Origin of the sequence: Campylobacter pinnipediorum subsp. caledonicus (assembly GCF_002022005.1) — a bacterium.
GTDB lineage: Bacteria > Campylobacterota > Campylobacteria > Campylobacterales > Campylobacteraceae > Campylobacter_A > Campylobacter_A caledonicus.
Window position 1 is genome coordinate 598,046 of record NZ_CP017258.1, and the last position, 22,016, is coordinate 620,061.

22 protein-coding genes and 1 other RNA gene are annotated in these 22,016 nt (G+C 28.1%); 15 read left to right on the forward strand and 8 right to left on the reverse strand.

The genetic code is table 11. From position 1 onward, the window contains the following. Window positions 1-32 precede the first annotated feature (32 nt). The 7 genes from rnpB (at window position 33) to CPIN18021_RS03125 (ending at window position 5,335) form a co-directional block, all read left to right on the forward strand. Window positions 33-353, forward strand: an RNA gene (gene rnpB, locus CPIN18021_RS03095) — RNase P RNA component class A. A gap of 25 nt (window positions 354-378) precedes the next feature. Then, window positions 379-852 (forward strand): cheVAW transcriptional regulator CheQ, encoded by a 474-nt coding sequence (gene cheQ / locus CPIN18021_RS03100; RefSeq protein WP_078424378.1) that lies wholly within the window; start codon window positions 379-381, stop codon window positions 850-852. Window positions 853-923: 71 nt separating this feature from the next. Beyond that, complete coding sequence (plsY, locus tag CPIN18021_RS03105; protein ID WP_078423102.1) at window positions 924-1,535, forward strand: glycerol-3-phosphate 1-O-acyltransferase PlsY; 612 nt, start codon at window positions 924-926, stop codon at window positions 1,533-1,535. Beyond that, window positions 1,532-1,858, forward strand: a complete 327-nt coding sequence (locus tag CPIN18021_RS03110) for a dihydroneopterin aldolase (protein WP_078423103.1) — start codon at window positions 1,532-1,534, stop codon at window positions 1,856-1,858. The genes plsY and CPIN18021_RS03110 overlap by 4 nt, the downstream gene beginning before the upstream one ends. A gap of 80 nt (window positions 1,859-1,938) precedes the next feature. After that, entirely contained in the window at window positions 1,939-2,610 is a 672-nt protein-coding gene (gene hsrA, locus CPIN18021_RS03115; RefSeq protein ID WP_069637195.1) for a homeostatic response regulator transcription factor HsrA, read from the forward strand. Between the two features lie 35 nt (window positions 2,611-2,645). Next, on the forward strand, window positions 2,646-3,887 hold the full coding sequence (locus CPIN18021_RS03120) for a sensor histidine kinase (RefSeq protein ID WP_226995951.1): 1,242 nt from the start codon (window positions 2,646-2,648) through the stop codon (window positions 3,885-3,887). Then, complete coding sequence (locus CPIN18021_RS03125; RefSeq protein ID WP_078424379.1) at window positions 3,887-5,335, forward strand: Ppx/GppA phosphatase family protein; 1,449 nt, start codon at window positions 3,887-3,889, stop codon at window positions 5,333-5,335. Before CPIN18021_RS03120 ends, CPIN18021_RS03125 begins: the two co-directional genes overlap by 1 nt. Before the next feature lie 8 nt (window positions 5,336-5,343). On the opposite strand, the gene CPIN18021_RS03130 is transcribed toward CPIN18021_RS03125, so the two are convergent. The 7 genes from CPIN18021_RS03130 to CPIN18021_RS03160 all read right to left on the reverse strand — a co-directional run bounded on the left by CPIN18021_RS03130 (window position 5,344) and on the right by CPIN18021_RS03160 (window position 11,774). Continuing rightward, complete coding sequence (locus CPIN18021_RS03130; protein WP_078423105.1) at window positions 5,344-5,766, reverse strand: SEL1-like repeat protein; 423 nt, start codon at window positions 5,764-5,766, stop codon at window positions 5,344-5,346. Further along, the gene (locus CPIN18021_RS03135; protein WP_078423106.1) at window positions 5,766-7,199 is read right to left on the reverse strand and encodes a Mur ligase family protein; all 1,434 of its coding nucleotides are present in this window, start codon (window positions 7,197-7,199) and stop codon (window positions 5,766-5,768) included. The genes CPIN18021_RS03130 and CPIN18021_RS03135 overlap by 1 nt, the downstream gene beginning before the upstream one ends. Continuing rightward, complete coding sequence (locus CPIN18021_RS03140; protein ID WP_078423107.1) at window positions 7,196-7,966, reverse strand: EstV family lipase; 771 nt, start codon at window positions 7,964-7,966, stop codon at window positions 7,196-7,198. The genes CPIN18021_RS03135 and CPIN18021_RS03140 overlap by 4 nt, the downstream gene beginning before the upstream one ends. After that, complete coding sequence (locus CPIN18021_RS03145; RefSeq protein WP_069632856.1) at window positions 7,966-8,187, reverse strand: type II toxin-antitoxin system Phd/YefM family antitoxin; 222 nt, start codon at window positions 8,185-8,187, stop codon at window positions 7,966-7,968. Before CPIN18021_RS03145 ends, CPIN18021_RS03140 begins: the two co-directional genes overlap by 1 nt. Before the next feature lie 76 nt (window positions 8,188-8,263). Beyond that, window positions 8,264-9,301, reverse strand: a complete 1,038-nt coding sequence (locus CPIN18021_RS03150) for a D-alanine--D-alanine ligase (RefSeq protein WP_078423108.1) — start codon at window positions 9,299-9,301, stop codon at window positions 8,264-8,266. 11 nt (window positions 9,302-9,312) lie between these two features. Beyond that, entirely contained in the window at window positions 9,313-9,873 is a 561-nt protein-coding gene (gene ruvA / locus CPIN18021_RS03155; RefSeq protein WP_078424380.1) for a Holliday junction branch migration protein RuvA, read from the reverse strand. Next, window positions 9,870-11,774, reverse strand: a complete 1,905-nt coding sequence (locus CPIN18021_RS03160) for a flagellar assembly protein A (RefSeq protein WP_078424381.1) — start codon at window positions 11,772-11,774, stop codon at window positions 9,870-9,872. Before CPIN18021_RS03160 ends, ruvA begins: the two co-directional genes overlap by 4 nt. Before the next feature lie 158 nt (window positions 11,775-11,932). Between CPIN18021_RS03160 and murJ the strand changes: the two genes are divergently transcribed. From murJ to pgsA, 8 genes are read left to right on the forward strand one after another with little or no spacing between them, the layout of a single operon-like run. Continuing rightward, entirely contained in the window at window positions 11,933-13,333 is a 1,401-nt protein-coding gene (gene murJ / locus CPIN18021_RS03165; protein ID WP_078424382.1) for a murein biosynthesis integral membrane protein MurJ, read from the forward strand. Further along, the gene (gene cysS / locus CPIN18021_RS03170; protein WP_078423112.1) at window positions 13,317-14,696 is read left to right on the forward strand and encodes a cysteine--tRNA ligase; all 1,380 of its coding nucleotides are present in this window, start codon (window positions 13,317-13,319) and stop codon (window positions 14,694-14,696) included. The genes murJ and cysS overlap by 17 nt, the downstream gene beginning before the upstream one ends. Next, on the forward strand, window positions 14,693-16,417 hold the full coding sequence (locus CPIN18021_RS03175) for an ABC transporter ATP-binding protein (protein WP_078424033.1): 1,725 nt from the start codon (window positions 14,693-14,695) through the stop codon (window positions 16,415-16,417). Before cysS ends, CPIN18021_RS03175 begins: the two co-directional genes overlap by 4 nt. Before the next feature lie 44 nt (window positions 16,418-16,461). Beyond that, on the forward strand, window positions 16,462-17,535 hold the full coding sequence (locus CPIN18021_RS03180; RefSeq protein WP_078424383.1) for a quinone-dependent dihydroorotate dehydrogenase: 1,074 nt from the start codon (window positions 16,462-16,464) through the stop codon (window positions 17,533-17,535). A gap of 13 nt (window positions 17,536-17,548) precedes the next feature. Then, window positions 17,549-18,796: a M16 family metallopeptidase gene (locus CPIN18021_RS03185; protein ID WP_078424384.1), complete on the forward strand. Its 1,248-nt coding sequence runs from the start codon at window positions 17,549-17,551 to the stop codon at window positions 18,794-18,796. Then, entirely contained in the window at window positions 18,793-19,686 is an 894-nt protein-coding gene (gene dapA / locus CPIN18021_RS03190; RefSeq protein WP_078423115.1) for a 4-hydroxy-tetrahydrodipicolinate synthase, read from the forward strand. Before CPIN18021_RS03185 ends, dapA begins: the two co-directional genes overlap by 4 nt. Then, on the forward strand, window positions 19,686-20,471 hold the full coding sequence (locus CPIN18021_RS03195; protein ID WP_078405940.1) for an enoyl-ACP reductase: 786 nt from the start codon (window positions 19,686-19,688) through the stop codon (window positions 20,469-20,471). The genes dapA and CPIN18021_RS03195 overlap by 1 nt, the downstream gene beginning before the upstream one ends. After that, entirely contained in the window at window positions 20,468-21,004 is a 537-nt protein-coding gene (pgsA, locus tag CPIN18021_RS03200; protein WP_078423116.1) for a CDP-diacylglycerol--glycerol-3-phosphate 3-phosphatidyltransferase, read from the forward strand. Before CPIN18021_RS03195 ends, pgsA begins: the two co-directional genes overlap by 4 nt. Window positions 21,005-21,017: 13 nt before the next feature. Here the strand turns inward: pgsA and CPIN18021_RS03205 are convergent, their stop codons facing one another. Beyond that, on the reverse strand, window positions 21,018-21,755 hold the full coding sequence (locus CPIN18021_RS03205; RefSeq protein WP_078423117.1) for a hypothetical protein: 738 nt from the start codon (window positions 21,753-21,755) through the stop codon (window positions 21,018-21,020). Window positions 21,756-22,016: the final 261 nt, after the last annotated feature.

Below are 22,016 nucleotides of genomic sequence, written 5' to 3' on the forward strand. Positions count from 1 at the left end.
ATTTTTTTAAGTTTTTTTAGTTACAATTATAAAAAGCACAGTAAGTGGTCGCTTGAAAAAGAGGAAAGTCCGAGCTACAATAAGACAGAGTTCCATCTAACGGATGGCTAGGGTGACCTAAGGGAAAGTGTAACAGAAAGCAAACTACCTTATTTTATAAGGTAAAGGTGAAACGGTGGGGTAAGAGCCCACCAGCACTCTTGGAAACTAGAGTGGCTAGATAAACCCAACTCGTAGCAAGAATGGGCGGTTTTAGTCTTATAATTAAACCATTCGCTAAAATTTGTATGTAAATGCAAATTTAGATAAATGACCACTCACGACAGAACTCGGCTTATCGCTGTGCTTTTTACAAATCATATCTTGGTGTAAATTTCAATGAAAATTATATTAGCCCCAAATAATTTTTTAGATGACTATGTTTTAGGAACTGAGCTATCAAAAAATGCAAATATATCATCCAATGCATATCTTTTTTGGAAAAATACAATATCTGCAAAATTTCAAAACTCGAGAACTGTATTTATAAATAAAAAAACCATACCAAGTAAATTTAACCAAGCATTAAAACAATGCACAGAGCTAAATGGACTTGTTTTAAGCAATACATTTTGCTCTTTTACAGGGATATCAAATTCACATCTAGTAAAATCAAATAAATCAAAATTTTATGATTTGGTTGAAATAAAAGAAATTTCTGGAATCAAATTTGTAAATTTAAAGAAATTTTATGATGATTTAAGTCTCGATTATAATCTTAACCTATATATAGAAAAATGCAAATTTTTCTCTCCAACGCCTTTTGAAAAAAAGATAAAACTTACAGACACACTATGTCTCGGGTATTATTAATCACAATTTTTATCTTAATATCAGCAAAAATAAACTATCATCACAAGATAAAATTATACTTAGGATAAAGAATGGAAAACATCATATTATACATAGTTGCTTATTTGCTTGGTGCTATACCTTTTGGGCTTTTGTTTTGCAAAATTTTTGCAAATACTGACATAACAAAGCAAGGAAGTTGTAGTATAGGCGCAACAAATGTCCTAAGAGTTATTAAAACAACAAACCCGAAATTAGCAAAAAAATTAGCCATTTTAACGATATGCTTTGATGCTCTTAAAGGGCTATTGCCAATCTTTGTAGCAAAATTATATGGAATAAATGATAATACTCTTTGGGCTATGGCTGTTCTTGCTGTTATTGGACATTGTTTTTCTCCATTTTTAAAATTTGAAGGAGGAAAAGGCGTTGCTACCGGTGCTGGAGTATTGTCATTTTTCCTCCCATTTGAACTTTTGATAGCATTATTTGTTTGGTTTATAGTAGGGAAGGTTCTAAAAATAAGCTCACTTGCTTCAATACTAGCACTAACAGCTTTTATCGCTTCTAGTTTTATAATTCATCCGGCTATCGAGCCGATAAATACACATGCACCAATATTAATTATTGCTTACATAATAATTTATAAGCATATTCCAAACATAAAAAGAATAATTTTAAAAGAAGAAGCCAAAGTAATATGAAACAAACGCTAACAACTTATATAAAAGATTTTGAGTTTAAAACTATAATAGGAATGTGTGATTTTGAAAGAGTAACACCACAAAAAATAAAAATAAATGCCGAGTATCAATCAAATGATTTTATTGATTATGTAGAGGTTATCAATTTCATAAGATATACTTATGATGACTATAAATTTGAAAAACTTGAGGACTCTCTTAAAATAATTTCAGAAAAATTAAAAGAAAATTTTCAAAATTTAATATCAATTAAAATAGAAATTTTCAAACTAGAAATCATAAAAAATGCAATAGTTGGAGCAAAGATAGAGGTTGTTTATTAATTTTTTTTTAAACTATCTTGAAAATTTGCTTAATTTATGATACAATTTCCTCCAAAATTATAATATATAAGGAATTAATAATGAGAATATTGGTAGTAGAAGATGAAATAACACTTAATAGAACTATTGTAGAAGGTCTTGGAGAGTTTGGATACCAAACAGATAGCTCTGAAAACTTCAAAGATGCAGAGTATTATATTGGTATAAGAAACTATGATTTAGTTTTGACTGATTGGATGCTTCCTGACGGAGATGGTATTGATTTAATACATGTTATAAAGCAAAAATCACCAAGGACTTCAGTAGTTGTTTTATCAGCAAAAGATGATAAAGAAAGTGAGATAAAAGCTCTTAAAACCGGCGCTGATGATTACATAAGAAAACCTTTTGATTTTGATGTTTTGGTTGCTAGACTAGAGGCTAGACTTAGATTTGGCGGAACAAATATCATCAAAATAGATGATTTAATAATCAATCCTGATGAAGAAAAAATAACATATCTTGGTAAAGACATAGAGTTAAAAGGTAAGCCTTTTGAAGTTTTAACTCATTTGGCTCGCCATTCAGATCAGATAGTAAGCAAAGAGCAACTACTAGATGCTATATGGGAAGAGCCTGAGCTTGTTACACCAAACGTAATAGAGGTAGCTATAAATCAAATTCGTCAAAAAATGGACAAACCTTTAAATATTTCAACAATTGAAACCGTTAGAAGACGCGGATATAGATTTTGTTTTCCGAAAAAAGCTTAAGAACTAGATTTATTTTACAATTAGCATCAGCATCTATGGTGCTGATCGCTATAGTTTCTATTATGTTATACTACTATATAAGAGTTACTATACTAGAAACTGTAGTAGCAGAGCTAACTTATGAAGCAAAGTTAATAATAGAAAAACCTTTGGAATTTAATCCAAAAAATGAGTATAAATTTAAAATACAACTTCCAAATAAAACAGTAACAAATGTTGAAATTTTAGAACACAAAGACAAGATAAAAAAACCTTATTTTTCACACTATGAAGATGAATTGCAAACATTTATGCAACTTGTATACAATTATAATGATAATTCATATATGAAACTTACAAAGGAAACCACAACACAAAGTAATATAATAAAGCAGATTTTAATAGATATAATAATTGTCAATGCTACCTCTATATGCCTTGTTATTTTTTATGCTCTATTTTTATCAAGAATGCTATTAGTCCCAATAAAAACCCTTGCATCAAAACTAGGTCAACTAAACGAAAGATTCCTAAAAGAGATAAATACAAACTCATTGCCGGTTGAATTCGAGCCACTTGGAAACGGCATAAATAGCCTTATCAACAGAATACAAACTTTTGTAGAATATCAAAAAGAGCTATTTATAGGTCTAGCACATGAACTAAAAACTCCAATAGCCGTAATAAAAACAAAAAATGAAGTTACTCTACTAAAACCTAGAGAAAATGAAAAATATATAGAAACCTTAAAATCAAACAACGAAATAATAAATTCAATGAACTCAATGATAAGTTCAATCCTTGAAATAGGTCGTCAAGAAGGTGCACAATTTGAAGAACCGGTAATGGTAGACGTTATAGGATTTTTAAATAAAATAGGAAATAATCTAGCAATATTGGTTCATCAAGAACAAAAAGAGCTGATTTTAGATCTAAATCCAAAAATTTTAAATCTAAAAATACAGCAAAATTTATTAATACATATAGTTCAAAATTTTGTTCAAAACGCCATTAAATTCTCGCCTGAAAACTCCAAAATAACACTCAAAACACAGATAATAGACAAAAAATTTATCATAGAAGTCACAGATGAGGGAATAGGGATAGATGAAAATAAAGATCTATTTGCGCCATTTAAAAGATTTGGCAACAAAAGTGGTGTTGGGCTTGGCTTATTTTTAGCAAAAGGTGCAGCACAAGCTCTGGGCGGAACAATAACTATAAAAAATAGACAAGAGCAAAATGGAGCGATAGCAACTTTCACTTTGCCAATTGTAAAAAACAAAAAAGGCAAATAATGGCAAAAAGAACAGCTGTAATAGATCTTGGCTCAAATTCAACTAGAATGGTTATTTTTGAAAGAACTTCAAGATGGGCATTTTTTACTCTTGGTGAATATAAGATGAAAGTTCGTTTGGGGGAAGGTGGATATGGAAATAATGGAAATATCTCACAAGAATCAATGGATACAGCTTTTGAAGCCTTTAGTGAGTTTAAAAATATAGCAACTAGTTATAAATGTAATAAAATTTTGGCTGTTGGAACATCAGCATTAAGAGATGCTCCAAATTCAAAAACATTTATAAATTTGATAAAAAATAAGCTAAAAATAAACCTAAAAATTATAAATGGAGATGATGAGGCTAAATTTGGTGCATTAGCAGCTATAAATTTATTATGCATTCCAAATCATTGTGTTACATTGGATATAGGAGGCGGTTCTAGCGAACTTGCTTTAATAAAGGATTTAAAAATTGTAAAAACCATATCACTAGATATAGGAACTGTAAGACTCAAAGAGCTTTTTAAAAACACAGATAACAAAGAAGAACTTGATATTTTTATCAAAGAAATTACTGAGAAAATACCTAGTGAGTTTAAATCAGAAAATATTGTTGTAATAGGCGGTTCTTTAAGAGCGTTATCATCAGCTATAATGAAAAAGATAAACTATCCATTGCCAAGCATACATGGGTTTTGTTACGAGATTGAAAAATACCATAAATTTATAAGCAATATCTCAACATCAAAAAAAGAAGAGTTAGAACAATTTAATATCAAAAAAGATAGGTTTGACACAATAAGAGAAGGTGCTTTAATTTTTTTAAATATAATCAAACATTTAAATATAAAAAATGTATATACAAGCGGTGTTGGCATAAGAGAGGGTATATTTTTATCTAATTTTTTAAGACCATCTTTAAAATTTCCAAGCAATTTAAATCCAAGTTTAAAAAGTCTACAAGATAGATTTATCTTAACAAACAATAAAAATATAGCATTTTACTCAAAAGAGATCTTCAAAGAGTTATCACCTCTTCACAACCTAAATGAAAAATACTTATACGAACTAAATATAGCTTCCAAATTATACAATGCTGGTCAAGACATAGGGTTTTATAATGATCATATCAGTTCAGCATATATTATACAAAATGCTTTAAATTTTGGTTTTAAGCACGAAGAAAAAGCACTTATATCCGCAATAATAAGTACAAATGGCAAAAAAAATGTATATGAATATGAAAAATTTAAGCCTCTGCTTCCAAAGCAATCACATATAAGATGGTTAAGCTTTATATTAGCATTAGCAAAAACACTAGATATAAATTGTTCATCTAAAAAATTATGCTTTAAATTTGAAAATCAAACACTTAGAATTTTTGGTTCAAAAAATCTAATAATGGCAAAAGAAGAGATCAAAAAACTAAATAAACCAGAACCTTTTGCTATAAGTTTTGAATAGAACTAAATTTAATATTTAGTCGCATTTAAATCATCTTGGATTAGATATTGTTGCTCTAGCTCTTCATATTTTTTATTTGATTTATTGTAGATTTCATCATCCACATTAAGTCTATTTTTCAAATCAACAATGTCAGAACAAGCATTTATGTTTCCAAGCTCACAACTTTTAAAAATATAAGATATACCTATTTTAACAATATCTTTATCATTAACTGTATTGTCTATATCTTTTGTAACTTGTTTGTTTATATACATAAAGCCAAGTTCGTTACAAGACATATCATCATTTAATTCACAGCCTTCGTAAAAGATATCATAAGCATCTTTAAAATTTCCATTATTTAGATATAAAACACCTTTATCAAAATCATCTATATCAAAACCAAAAGAACTATAAATAACCATTAAAACTAAAATAAACTTTTTCATTACATAAAACTCGGGGCATCATTAGAAAACAAGATTAAATCACCTATTTTTGTATGCTCTATCAGTGTTTCTTGCATTTTGTTTTTATCTTTTAAAATAACTATTTGTGGCTTACTAAGAAATTTTAGCAAGGCTTGCGCATTCAAAGGACTAGAAATAATGACAACATCAAAAATATCATTTATAATACGCGAAAGTTTTTCATTTTCATCCTTACTACTTTCCATTATTCCGGGAGTTATAAGAATTTTTCTTCCACTATAAGTGCTTACAAGCTCATAACTAGAACTCATGCCTGTAAAATTTCCATTAAAGCTATCATCGATGATAACCTTGCCATTAGCATTAATTTTTTCAAGTCTATGTTCAACATTTTTTAAATTTTTAATTTTATTTTGTATTTTATCACTATCTAGACCAAAAAATTTAGTAACCTTTATACAAGCACATAAATTTTCTATATTAAACTTACCTATCAATGAAGAAGAGAAAGAATTATCATCCAAAACAAAGCTTATTCCATCTAAATCTGATTTAATATCTTTTATATTTTTATTGTAAATTTCAATATTTTTTTCATCATTTTTCAAGGTAGAGCTATGTAAAAAAGCTTTTTTTAGATTATTGCTTTGCAAAGCTTCAAGTTTTGTGTTTCTTATGTTTTCAATGCTTTTAAAATACTCTATGTGTTGCTTTCCTATCTCTCCGACAACAACAACATCAGGATTTAAATACGTAGAAATTTCATATATATCGCCCTTTAGTCTAGCACCAGCTTCAGCTATATATATCTGAGTTTGATTAGTGATATTTTCGTTTATATCCTTAATAAGCCCCACTAATGTATTTACACTTCTTGGTGTTTTGTGACAATTGAAATCATCTTTTAAAATTTCAAAAAGAAAGTTTTTAATACTTGTTTTACCATAACTTGCTGTTATTAAAATTATTTTTAAATTTTTATTGCTTTGTATTTTATCTAACGCTTTTTTCTTATAATAAATAGCATTCATTTTTTCAAAAAAGTGGCTAAAAACAAAACTTATAAAGATAGGAAAAATAATATCTTTTGAAAAATTTCCATTATTTAGTATATAAAATAAATTTTGAATAATCAAAGCCAAGCAAAGAATAACAAAAAAGCGTTTGACTCTATTTGTAAATACTAATTTCTTATCTAGTTTTTTATTCCACAAAAATAAACTAGGAACAAAAGCAAAATAAAAATATATAAAAAATAAATTACCAGTAGTATAATAAAGCATAATAGGAACTATAAAGAAAAATACATGCCAAAGAGGTCTTGTGAAATGAAATATTACTCTTTTTATCTTATATGAAAACCATTGAAAACATGTCATTAAATAATAAGAAACCAATAAAGCAAAAAATATATTTGAAATACCAAAAAAAATATCTTTAATCTCAATCATTGTTTATTAACAACCTCTATACAACTTTCATCTTCGATATTTGAAGAACTGTTTATATCAGATATAACCCTATCTTGTATAAATTTAGAATGCAACAAAAAGAAAAAATGATCCCCACTTAAAGGATAAAAACTACTATCTTTTATCATCGAATGTATAAATTCTCCATTCTTTAATGGTGTGGCTTTGTCGTTTTCGCCCCAAAATATAACAGCTTTATTTGAGAATTTTTTAAACTTTCTTGAAAAATCTTCATCAACTACATTTTTTAAAGTTTCATACATCACAACACTCATTCCACTTATATCTTTTGTAGCAAACACTCTATAAAATCTACCAAATCCGAAAAATTTTAAAATTTTAAAAATTCTAATTTTAACTCTTACAAGAAAAGGTTTTTTGCTAATAATTCCCGCCGAACTAAGCAAAACTAAATTTTTTGGATTCAATAAAGTAGCAACCTTGCCACCAAAACTATGTCCAAGGATAATATCTGGTTTTTGTGGTAATGAGTTTATAAACTCTCTTATAATGTTTGAATAATCAGATGTTTTTAAAGGACTAAAAATATTACTATTTCCAAAACCTGGCATATCAACATATATATGTTTATAATCACAAAAAGTATCTTTAAAAGCCTTTTTCATAATTTCTTTACTAGCACCCCAGCCATGCAAAAAAAGTATAATTTTTTCGTTTTCCGGATTTAGCATTTCATAAGAAATCAAATATTTTTTTGATGAATATTTTATAGTTTTACTAGCCATTATTTATCTTTTTTACTAGAATTATATATACTTTCAAGTATTTCTACTGCCTTTTCAAGACGCTCATACTCATCCATATTTAAAATAACTGCTTCAAATTTATTGTTTTTTACCACAACTGCTCTTTTCGTATCTCCACTGCTTATTTTATTTAAAACTGAACTAAAATTTCTAACGACTTCAGTTGCAGTATAAATTTCATCTTTCTTAAATGCTAACATAAAAACTCTTTTTACATATAATTTTACATATAATCTAACATATTTAATATTACAAGGAAATTAAATATTTTATAAATTATATTTTATTCCCTTTTGAGCTAATTATGGAGCTTAAAAATTTATAATCAATATTTATATTTTGCTTATCGGGTAGCGAATTTGAAAGAGAAATAATAATATTTTTAAAATCATCAAACAAATAATGAGCAAGGCTTCCTGGATTTGGATTTATTTCATTAAGATAAATTTCATTATCTATTACAAAAAAATCACATCTAATCAAGGCACCTTCAAATGTGTTTTTATAAATTTTCATAAATGCATTTTTTAACCCATCTTCAAGTTCTTTTGATATATCTGCACTTTTTACTTTTTGTTCGTTTGAAAAAGATAGATATTTTTGTTCAAAATCTAAAAAATCACTCTTTTTTGGCTCTTCTATTATAGAAAATTTAAACTCATCATCTATAATACAACCGGCTAAATTATACTCTTTTACATTTTCCACAAACGGCTCAACTAAAACATCGCTATCAAACTCAAAAGCTATATCTTTAGCATAATCAAACTCATCTTGAGTTTTTACTACACTAACGCCTATGGAGCTACCGAGTCTTAGTGGTTTTAGTATAAATGGATACGAAGTTTTTGGATTATCTTCGCGTCTTATGACCTCATAATCAAGTGTCTTTACACCAACTTTTTTAGCAAAAAGTTTAGTTAATTCTTTGTTAAAACTTAACACACTAGCTTCAAGTCTAGGGCCTATATAATCCACACCAAAAAAATCAAACAATGAAGCTATCTTGCCATCTTCTCCATCCATACCGTGTATTAAATTTATAAAAATATCAGCATTGATTTTACTCTCACCAAACATAGAAGTAGTATAAAAACCACCTTGTTTTAAAGTTAGTTTTTTTGACTTTTTGTAAAGACCTTTGCTAAAAAAATTAGCTTTCATGTTTTTTGATTCTATGAGATAAAATTCCCTTAAACTATCACAAAACACAAAAACACACTCTTCATTTAAAACATTTTTTAAAACAATAGCACTTACTACGCTTATCTCGTGTTCAAAACTTTTAGCACCAAATACAATACCTAATTTCATTATATTTTTTCCTATCCTAATTTTTTTAAAGCTTGTTTTATAATTTCACCAGTTTCCATAGACTCGGCATCAATACCAGCAAGAACTTTATAAATTTTATCTTTTTTAAACCCAAGTGCCTCAAGAGCCATAATTGCTTCATTTTTATGTGCAGAGATGTTTTCTTCATTTATAAGTTTAGCATCACTTAATTCAGCGATTATTCTTCTTGCTGTTTTTAACCCAATTCCTGGAACTTTTTTTAAAGTATCTAAATCCCCATTTAATATAGCATTTGTAAAAGAATTTGGATTTAAAGATGAGCATATTGCCATAGCTGTACTTGCACCTATTCCACTTAATTTTATAAGCATTTTAAACATTTTTTGCTCACTTAAATCTAAAAAACCATAAAATAAATTTGCATCTTCTCTTATTATTTGAGTTATATTAAGCTCTACTTTTGAACCACTTTGAAGTTTTGCAGAACAAAAAAGAGATATAAAAATACCATAACTAACACCGCTAACTGTTTTTAATATAACAAATGCCGGATCTTTTTTTGTTATAACACCTTCAATAGCTTTTATCACTGTTTTTCCTTTAATTTTGGAAGTAATTCAAGATCATTTGATTTTTTGATTTCAAATTTAACATCATCACCTTCTCCTATTTTTGTTACCATAACAACTCTTGAAATCTCATTTTGCCTTGTATGATAAACAACTTCTGTCGAAGGATTAACTATTATAAACTTAATCTCATTTAATTCAAGCCAATTGCTTCTATTTACAATTTTAGAAGCAAAAATCTCATTTTGCATAAAATCAAGCTCATTTTTTAACTCTTTTAAATTATCTTTTTTTGTATTATATTCTTTTAAAAGCATATTATACTCACCAACTAATTGCTGGTACTCTTTAAGTTTTTTTATAAAAGTAACAGGTGGAACAACCTTAGATTTTTGCAATTCTTCAACTTTGGATTTTATTGTATGTATAGAAGATTTATTTGTATCTATAATTATTTTTTTTGCTTCTAATATTTTTGGTATTTTTTTAATATCTTTTTTTAAGTCATTAATTTTTTCAACTTGACCCTCTATATCGTAACTCCTATCTTTTATCTTGGTTGCATCTATAATAAGTTTATTATTGTTTCCTCTTAAATATTTAATATCTATTAAACTAAGGCCAGTTATTGTACAATTTGACACTAATGTTTCAATTATTACCTCATCGGCTGTTATATTTCCACCTATTACACTTCTTATAATAGCTTTTTTTGCTACAACAGTTCCACCTTCAAGCCTATCAATATAAACCTCATCGGCTTCAACAAATCCAATATGAACATATATATCCGCCTTTTTAGCTTTTACTTTTGCTTTTGCGTGAGTTTGACCACCTATCTTAACGTTATCTGCAATCACAGATGCATTAGAGCCAATATTTCCTTTCACGCTAACATCTTTTGCCTCAACAACAACGCCAGTTCCAATAGCATCTTTAAATATATCATCTTCTTTTATTAAAATACTAACATTAGAATCCAACTCTGTCTTAACAGAACCTGTGTCTTTAAAAGTTATTTCATTTATTTCAAGTTGCTCTTTTATATCATAAACACCCTGATTATCACTCACAAATCCTGGTTTTTTAGCTATATATTTTATACTTGTATCATCTTCTATTTTTTTTATGTTTTCGGTAATGTCTATCTCTTTTAGATTATTGTCTTTAGGTAATTGAACCTCTATAAAATCACCTCTAACATTCCTGCCACTCTTTCCATTTTGAGGTTTAATATATTCAATTATCATTTCATCTAATACAACACCTGAGACAAAACCTCTACTGGCATGATCTATCTTGTCATTTTTATCAACATTTTTAAGCTTATTTTTATAGTGCAAAATCAATTTAGACTCTATTGATTTTCTAGGTTCAAAACCTTTTGCCACAATAAAAGTATAATCATCATCTATAATCTCTTTGATACGCAAAATAGAAGATATTTTTTTTAATTCATTTTTTAGGCTGTCATCCCTGATACCTATAAGAATATTAGCTCTAATTAGTTTTTTGGCTATAAAATTATACATTAACTCTTCATAACCATTTTCATAAATAGCATCTTTAGTTGCATGAACAGTTCCCACTATCTTTGTTAAAGATTGATTTGCTCCTATGCTGATATTTGGAATTTTTGGCTTAACAAGAACTCTAATGTCGTAAAACTCAACCTTGTAAACCTGCTCTATAGCAAGAGTAGGATCAAGATAAAAATCAAGATCGTTAAAAATACCAAGTTCATTTCTAGATAAACTAACAGGTTCTTGATTTTCTTTATTTGTATACAATGTAGTAAAATCCAATAAATTAAAATCTATAAATTTAGCTTCGACTCCAGTATTTTTACTAATCTCTTTTATATCTTCATATGGTGTTTTTGAATCTGTACTAATAGGCGACAGATATTTTACTTCACTCAATCTAGTTCCTAATTGTAAAATATATTTAAATATCTATTATTATCTCTAAATTTTTATTAAAAATTGGTTATAAATAAAACCACATATTAGTAAAAAATATTTTTAAGTTTTTTTCGGTAGTATCATATATTTTAATTTTGATTATATGGGAAAATAACTTGATTAAGGGTTTTATTTCAAATGCTTCAGGCATAATGCTTTCTAGGATACTAGGTCTTGTGCGTGATATACTTACTGCACTAATCTTGGGCGCTGGGATTTTTAGCGATCTATTTTTTATAGCTTTTAAGATGCCAAATTTATTTAGAAGAGTTTTTGCAGAGGGTGCTTTTTCACAATCTTTTTTGCCAAATTTTGTAAAATCTAGCAAAAAAGCTACTTTTAGCGCTGAAATCTTTTTTAAATTTCTATTTTTTATCTCACTTTTAACTCTGCTTGTAAACATATTTACAAAAGAATTTATAACAATAATAGCTACTGGATTAAAAGATGAGGATATGATAAATGCTATACATTTAGTAAAAATAAACTTTTTTTATCTTATGCTTATTTATATGGCTAGTTTCATGGCCTCACTTTTACAATACAAAGGTCATTTTGCAACAACCGCATTTTCTACAGCACTGCTAAATTTAAGCATGATTTGCGCTTTATTGCTTGCAAATCATAAACCGGAAAAAGAGGTGGCTTTATATCTTAGCTTTGGTGTTGTTATAGGCGGTATTTTGCAACTAATAACACACATAATAGCACTTTATAAAAAAAATCTAAACAAGATGTTTTTTGGAGGAATTTACGGCTTTATAAAAGGCAAAAGAGCTGATACTAAAAATTTCTTTATCAATTTTTACCATGGTGTTTTTGGCTCATCAGCACTTCAAATTAGCTCTTTTATGGATACTTGGTTGGCTAGTTTTTTAGCAACAGGAAGTATTAGTTATATGTTTTATGCAAATAGAATTTTTCAACTTCCACTTGCTATCTTTGCTATAGCTTTATCACAAGCATTATTTCCAAAAATAGCAAGGCTCTTAAAAAATAATGACACAAAAAATGCGCTACTTCAAACAAAAAAAAGTTTTAACATACTATTTTTTACACTTTTAGCTTCTTGTATTGGAGGTATAGTATTATCAGAACCTATAATTTGGCTACTTTTTGAAAGAGGAAATTTTACACAAGAAGACACGATACAATGCGCAAGGGTTTTAAGTGCTTATCTTATAGGGCTTTTGCCATTTGGGCTAATTAAACTTTTTTCGCTTTGGCTATACGCAAAGATGAAACAAAAAATCGCTTCTAAAATAGCAACAATAGGACTTATAATAAATCTTATTTTGGCACTCATATTAATGCAATTTTTAGGTGCTGTTGGTTTAGCACTAGCTAGTTCTATAGTTGGTTTTTTACAATTTGGGTTTTATTTAAAAGAATTTGGATATAGAAAATTTTTAGGTATAATTGAGCCTAAATTTATATTTTTTACAATGATATTTTTAGTGGTTGAGTTTTTTAGCCTTGAATATTTAAAGGAATTTTTTTATGCAAATTTACGATAGTTCTAAAAAAACAAAATTAGAATTTAAGCCAGAAGGTGAGATTGTTCGAATTTATGTATGCGGTCCTACAGTTTACGATCATTCACATTTAGGTCATGCAAAATCAGCTATAAGTTTTGATTTACTAAGAAGAGTTCTAGTAGAACTTGGATATAAACTAAAATTTGTAAGAAACTACACTGATATTGATGATAAAATTTTAAAAAAAATGAGCGAAACAAATCAATCACTAGAAGAGATAACAAATTTTTACATAAAAAGCTATGAAGATGATATGAAAGCTTTAAATGTATTGGATCCCGATATCAAACCAAAAGCAACAGAGTGTGTAAAAGATATGATTAATTATATATCAAATCTAATAAACAAAGGTTTTGCTTATAAACTAGATGATGGGATATATTTTGACACAACAAAAGACAAACACTATCTAAGCATAAGTGGCAGAGAAAATGAAGAAAATAGCGTAGCCAGGATAGAAGCAAATAATTACAAAAATAACCAAAGAGACTTTGTTTTATGGAAATTTGATGAAAACTTTTATGATGCACCTTTTGGCAAAGGAAGACCAGGATGGCACTCAGAGTGTGCGGCTATGATAAAAAAATATCTGTCAAATGATAGTGAGTTTGAGGTTGATATTCATGCTGGAGGTAGTGATTTGTTATTTCCACATCATGAAAATGAAGCAGCACAATGCAGATGTGGTGAAGAAAAAACACTATCAAAATACTGGATGCATAATGGTTTTATACAAATAAATAATGAAAAAATGGCTAAAAGTTTAGGTAATAGTTTTTTTGTAAAAGATGCGTTAAAATTATACCATGGAGAGGTTATTAGGTTTTATCTTTTAAGCACACATTATCGTGCGAATTTTAATTATTCATTGCAAGATTTAAATGCATCAAAAAAACGCCTTGATAAATTATATAGACTTAAAAAAAGAGTTTATGGTGTAAAAGAAGGTGAAGTAGATATAGGCTTTAAAGATGAAATTTTAAAAGCTTTAAGTGATGATTTAAATACATCAAAAGCGTTAGCTGTTGTTGATGAGTTTATAGCTAATGCAAATGAAGTCTTGGATAAAGAACCAAAAAACAAAAGCATAAAATCTCAAATAGTCGCAAATATATTATTTATAAATAAAGTTATAGGAATAGGTATTATAGATAATTTTGAGTATTTTCAGTTTGGTATAGATGAACAAAGTAAGCAAAAAATAGATGAACTTATAAGCAAAAGAGATGAAGCAAAAAAGGTAAAAGACTTTCAAACAGCAGATAAAATAAGAGAAGAGCTTACAAAAATGCAAATAAGCATAATGGATACCGCAAATGGAACATTTTGGGAAAAAATATGAAGCAACTTACCTTATTTCAAGTATTAAAAAGATTCAAAAGCTATTTTAAGGATTATATACCATATTTTATACTAGCATTTATTGGTATGATTTTAGCAAGTGGTGGTTCAGCAGCTACGGCATGGCTAGTGCAACCTGTTTTAGATAAGATTTTTGTTGAAAAAAATAAAGAATTACTATATATATTGCCTTACGCAATAATACTTGTTTATTTTCTAAAAAATGCCGGAACATTTATGCAAGCATATTATACAGCCTATATAGGGCAAGATACAATTAGGCGTTTTAGAGATGAGTTGTTAGAAAAACTATTAAGCCTTGATATGAGTTTTTTTAACAAATATAGAACTGGCGAATTAATGAGCAGAACAATGAATGATATTGAAAGAATTAGAACCATAGTATCTACAATGATACCTGAGTTCATAAGAGAAATTATAACCGCCATATCATTACTTTGTGTTGTTATATATCAAAGTCCAAGATTGGCATTTTTTGCTCTCATAGTACTTCCAGTTGCTGCATATCCCATAATAACTCTTGCAAAAAAAATGAAAAAAATCTCAAGAAAATCTCAAGAAAAAATATCAGATATAAGCTCGGCTTTAAATGAAATTTTTACAAATATTGAGATAATAAAAGCAAATAATGCACAAAGTTATGAGCATAAAAGATTTGCGGACGAAAATTTTAATTTTCTAAAAATAAACTTAAAAGCAACAAGAATAGAACAATTAGTAAGTCCTTTGATGGAGATGATAGGTTCTATAGGTGTTGCTATGGTTATAATTATAGGTGGTAAAGAGGTAATAAATGGCACTATTAGTATAGGATCGTTCTTTTCATTTTTATCTGCTCTTTTTATGCTTTATACCCCAATAAAAAGAGTTGTCGGAATTTATAGCAAACTACAAGATGCAATAGCGGCAAGTGAAAGAACATTTGAGCTAATAGATAAAAAAAGTTCAATGTTAGATGGCAATTTACAAATTCCAGACAAAATTAATAGTATAATTTTTGATAATGTTAGACTAAAATATGACAAAAAAGAGGTATTAAAAGGTATTAATTTTGAGGCAAAAACATCTGAAATGATAGCCTTTGTAGGCTCTAGCGGCGGTGGAAAAACATCAATTATAAACCTTCTTATGAGATTTTATGATACAAATAGTGGCAATATAAAAATAAACGGCATAAATTTAAAAAATTTTAGTATAAATTCAATTCGTGAAAAAATAGGACTTGTAACACAAAGAATATATATATTTAATGACACAATAGCAAATAATGTATCTTACGGAAAAGAATATAACGAAGAAGCTATCATAAATGCATTAAAAATGGCAAATGCTTATGAATTTGTAAGCGAATTAGACAATGGTATAAATACTATTCTTGATGAGTTTGGCACAAATCTTTCCGGAGGACAAAGACAAAGAATAGCAATAGCAAGAGCATTATACAAAAATCCAGAAATTTTAATATTTGATGAAGCTACATCAGCTCTTGATAATGAAAGCGAAAAAGAGATCACAAATGCTATAAATAGATTAAAGCATACAAAAATAATATTTGTTATAGCTCATAGACTAAGCACTATACAAAATGCTGATAAAATAGTTGTGATAAGTAATGGAGTTGTTGCAGGTTTTGATACCGATGAAAATCTAAGCAAAAATTGTGATGTTTATGCAAAACTCAAAGGCAAAGCCTTAGTTTAAGAAGTTTTTTGATACAATATTTGATATACTTTTAAGGATGTTTTTTGATTTTAAAATATGATTATTTAAAACAAATTTTTTTTAAATTTGATCCAGAAACCGCTCATAAAATAGTAGAAAACACATTGCATTACGCAGATGTATTATGTCCTAAATTTTTTGATATTAGTTCAAATTATTTTACATTTGAAAATCAAGCTTTAGAACAAAATATACTTTCAACAACATATAAAAATCCAGTCGGCATAGGTGGCGGATTTGATAAAAATGCTACGATGCTATCTGGTCTAAAATCTTTAGGTTTTGGATACTTAGAATACGGAACTTTTACACCAAAACCACAGGATGGAAATGCCAAACCTCGCCTTTTTAGATTAATAGATGAAGAAAGTATACAAAATGCAATGGGTTTTAATAATAAAGGAAGCGAATATATAAAAAATATTGTTAAAAACAAATATCCATTTCAAATTCCAATTTGGGCAAATATTGGAAAAAATAAACTTACACCAAATGAAAATGCAATTTCTGATTATGAAAAATTAGCAAAGGATTTTGATAATTTTTGCGATGCATTTGTAGTAAACATATCATCACCAAATACGCCAAATTTAAGAGATTTACAAGAAAAAGATTTTATAAAAGAACTTTTTTTGACATTAAAAAATATTACAAAAAAGCCAATTATTTTAAAAATTTCACCTGATTTGGAGATAAAAAAGGCGATTGAAATTTGTATAAGTGCAATAGAAAATGGCGCAAACGGTATAATCATAGCAAATACTAGTATTAACTATTCACTATCAAACTCAAAGAACTTAAGGGATTTTGGTGGTCTTAGTGGACAAAATATAAAGCAACTTTCAAGAGATATGTTTAAATTAATATCAGATGAAATATATGGCAAAACAGTATTGATAGCCTGTGGCGGTATAGACAATGCACAAGAAGCCTATGATAGAATTAAAATGGGGGCCAGTTTGATTCAAATTTTTACAAGCTTTATATACAAAGGTCCCAAAATTTGTTATGATATAAATAGTGGTATTTTAAAATTATTAAAACAAGATGGATTATCTAATATAAAAGATGCTATCGGTATAGATATTAAAAGATAAAGAAGGATTATTTTTGATAAAATTTAATAAAACTATACTAAAAAATAAGCTAGAAGTTTATCATATACCTGTTAATAAAGGCTCAAAAGTTATAAGTGTAGATATATTTTACAAAGTTGGGTCTAGAAATGAGATTATGGGCAAAAGTGGGATAGCTCACATGCTAGAACATCTAAATTTCAAATCAACAAAAAACCTAAAAGCTGGAGAATTTGATGAAATAGTAAAAGGATTTGGTGGTATAAATAATGCTTCTACTGGATTTGATTATACACATTATTTTATAAAATGCTCAAATGAAAATCTCAAAAAAAGCTTAGATTTATTTGCTGAACTTATGAAAAATTTAAATCTAAAAGATAGTGAATTTCAACCTGAAAGAGATGTTGTTACAGAAGAAAGAAGATGGAGAACCGATAACAATCCATTAGGATATTTATATTTTAGGCTTTACAACAATGCTTTTATGTATCATCCGTATCACTGGACACCAATAGGCTTTATGAATGATATAAGAAATTGGAATATCAAAGATATAAAAGAATTTCACTCAACATATTATCAACCAAAAAATGCAATACTAATAATAAGTGGTGATATCTCAAAAGATGATGCGTTTGCGCTGGCAAAAGATAGTTTTGAAAATATAAAAAATACAAAACAAATACCAAAATCACATTGTATAGAGCCAAAACAAGATGGTGAAAAAAGAGCTATAATATATAAAGATAGTCCTACTCAAATGATTGCAATTGCATATAAAATACCACCATTTAATCACGAAGATCAAATAGCCTTAAATGCTATGAGCGAATATCTAGGAAACGGGAAAAGCTCTATTTTACAAGATATTTTAGTAGAACAAAAACAGCTTGTAAACCAAATATATGCATATCCTATGAGTAGTATAGATGAAAATCTTTTTGTATTCCTTGCAGTTTGCAATCCAAACATTAAAGCAGAAGATGTAGAAAAAGAAATTTTACAAATAATATCAAACATAAAAGAAAAAGAGATAGATGAAGATGATATTTTAAGAGTTAAAAATATTATAAAAACAGATTTTGTATACTCATTTGATAGTGCTTCCAAAGTCGCTAATTTATATGGCAGTTATCTTGCAAAAGGAGATATAAAACCTTTATATAAACTGCAAGAAAGTATAGAAACTATAGATAAAGAAATGCTAAAAGAGGCTGCAAAAAAATACTTCATAGCAAAAAACTCAACCACGGTTATACTAAAAAAGGAAGAGGCATGAAACAACAAATCATAGGTGCAATGACAGCATTGATAACACCATTTAAAAATAATAAAATAGATGAAGAAACTTATGAAAAACTAATCCTTAGACAGATAAAAAACGGGATAGATGCCGTGGTGCCGGTTGGAACAACTGGAGAAAGTGCAACTCTAACGCATGATGAGCATAGAGTTTGTATAGAAATAGCAGTTAATGTCTGTAAAAATACAAATACAAAAGTATTGGCTGGAGCTGGGAGTAACGCCACGCATGAAGCCATAGATATAGCTCAGTTTGCACAAAAAAATGGAGCTGATGGTATACTTTCTGTAGCACCTTATTATAACAAGCCTATGCAAAATGGATTATACGAACACTATAAAGCTATAGCAAGTAGTATAGATATACCAGTTTTATTGTATAATGTTCCAGGAAGAACAGGCTCTGATATAATGCCTCAAACAGCTCTTAAGCTTTTTAAAGATTGTAAAAATATATATGGCATAAAAGAGGCAACAGGAAAAATAGATAGATGTGTTGATCTGTTAGCACACGAGCCTGATTTGGTAGTAATAAGCGGAGAAGATGCCATAAATTACCCTATTTTAGCAAATGGTGGTAAGGGTGTCATATCTGTAACATCAAATTTATTACCAGATAATATATCTGATTTAACACATTTAGCTTTAGAAGAAAAATTCATACAAGCTAAAAAAATAAATGATATGTTATATGATATTAATAAAATTATGTTTTGTGAAAGCAATCCAATACCAGTAAAAGCAGCTATGTATTTAGCTGGATTAACACCTGTACTTGAATATAGATTGCCATTAACAAAACCAAGTAACGAAAACTTAAAAAATATAGAAAAAATTATGAAAAACTATAATATAAAAGGATTTTAATGTATTTAAAAGATGATTTTCAAAATAAAACTTTAGTAATTAGCGGTGGAACCAGAGGGATAGGAAGATCTATTGTCTTAGAATTTGCAAAAATGGGTGCAAATATTGCTTTTACCTATAACTCAAACGAAGAGCTTGCAAAACAACAAGCATTGGATTTAGAAAAAGAATACAATATAAAAGCTAGAGCTTATGCTTTAAATATACTAGAGCCAGAAATGTATAAAGATTTGTTTTTGAAAATAGATGAAGATTTTGATAGAGTTGATTTTTTTATATCAAACGCAATTATAGCTGGTCGTTCTGTAGCTGGCGGTTATACTAAATTTTTAAAATTAAGACCAAGAGGAATAAACAATATCTTTACAGCAACAGTAAATGCATTTGTTGTTGGAGCTCAAGAAGCGGCAAAAAGAATGCAAAAAGTTGGAGGTGGAAGCATAATATCTCTTTCATCAACTGGGAATTTGGTCTATATACAAAACTATGCTGGACATGGAACAGCAAAAGCAGCTGTTGAAGCCATGGCAAGGTATGCAGCAACAGAACTTGGAGAGCTTAATATAAGAGTAAATATCGTAAGTGGAGGTCCTATAGACACAGATGCTTTAAAAGCATTTACAAACTACGAAGAGGTAAAAGAAGTAACATCAAAACTTAGTCCTTTAAATAGAATGGGCCAGCCTGATGATTTAGCAGGAGCATGTCTATTTTTATGTTCAAGCAAGGCAAGCTGGGTGACAGGACATACATTTGTTATCGATGGAGGAACAACATTTAAATGAGTCTAAATCTGCCAAATTCACTAGCTTTTTTTAGAATACTATTAGCACCGTTGATGTTTTATATACTTATAAATGCACAGTCTAATTTTTCATATGTGCATATAAGTTGGATAAATTATTTTGCTGGGCTTATTTTTGTTATAGCTAGTGTAACAGACTTTTTTGATGGATATATAGCAAGAGCATGGGACCAAAAAACAAAACTTGGTGCCATACTTGATCCATTGGCTGATAAAATGCTTATATTGGCAGCTTTCTTAGGTCTTATGATGATACAAAGAGCAAATCCTTGGGCTGTATATATAATACTAGTAAGGGAGTTTTTTATAACTGGTTTTAGAGTTGTTGTTGCAAGTGAGGGTTTAAATGTTTCGGCCTCTATAGCTGGAAAAATAAAAACAGTTTTTCAAATGATAGCCATAGGATGGCTTGTAATGCAATGGTCATTTTCAGATGCATTGCTTTGGTTGTCAGTAATTTTAACACTATATTCAGGTCTTGAATATATTATAACTTACATAAAAGCAAGATAAGAAAAACCTTAAATTATAAACTTTCTTTATCAACAGATACGGCGCTAGTTTTAAGCTCCTTTAGCTCATAAAACAGATAATAATATATTAATTCATCTGGATTCAAGCTTTTATTAACAAACACAGGTTCAATCATATTCATAATCTTATCGGACAAACTGGCAACCTCGACCAATAAAAGTTCATCTGATCTATTTTTTGCAACCTTAATACAATTAGAAAATAAAGAAAAAATAGACTCAAATTCGTTTAAAACAACATTTGAAACTATCTTTGAGTCATTATAGACTATTTTATTTAATTTATCTTTTAGGTCAACTAAAGCAACCAATGTTTCTTTTATTTTATTTTTATGCTTTGCTGTATTTTTATAGCCTTTTTTGGAAGAATTGCCATATTCAACAACAAGCAAATCCATCGTTTCTTCTATAAATTCCAAGCTCTGCTTTAAATTTTTATTTATATTTGGATCAACACCATTTTTCTTCATCTTGTGTCTTAAGAGCATTTGGATTTGTTGCAAATAAGAGCTTATACTTTCATAGTAATTTTCATCATTAAAAACTCTTTTAAAAAAAGAACTTTCATTTTGACTTTTTGAGTTTTTGTTTTTTAGATTTTCCATCATATTATTAAACTCAATTACACTTAATTTTGATTTGTTTTCAATATTATCATTATTGATATTTTCAAAAGTGGTAATATATTGTTCTAGCTTTTCTATATCTTTTTTTATAGCAGTAAAATTCATATAAATCTCTTATAAATATTTTTAAAAATATTATACTAAAAATATAAAAAATTTAAAATAAAAAACATTTTAACAAAAATTAAGTATGTAAATATTTATTTAAACCTTATTTTTGGCAGACTTTTTTATATCAAGTCTGCTTAGTTAGCCTGTTAAAAATGCTTAAAAACAAAGAAAATATAAGAAAATCAAAAAAAGTTAAGAACATCGATAAAATCGCTATTTTCAAAAAAAGAAACAAAAAAGATGTTAAAAATGTAT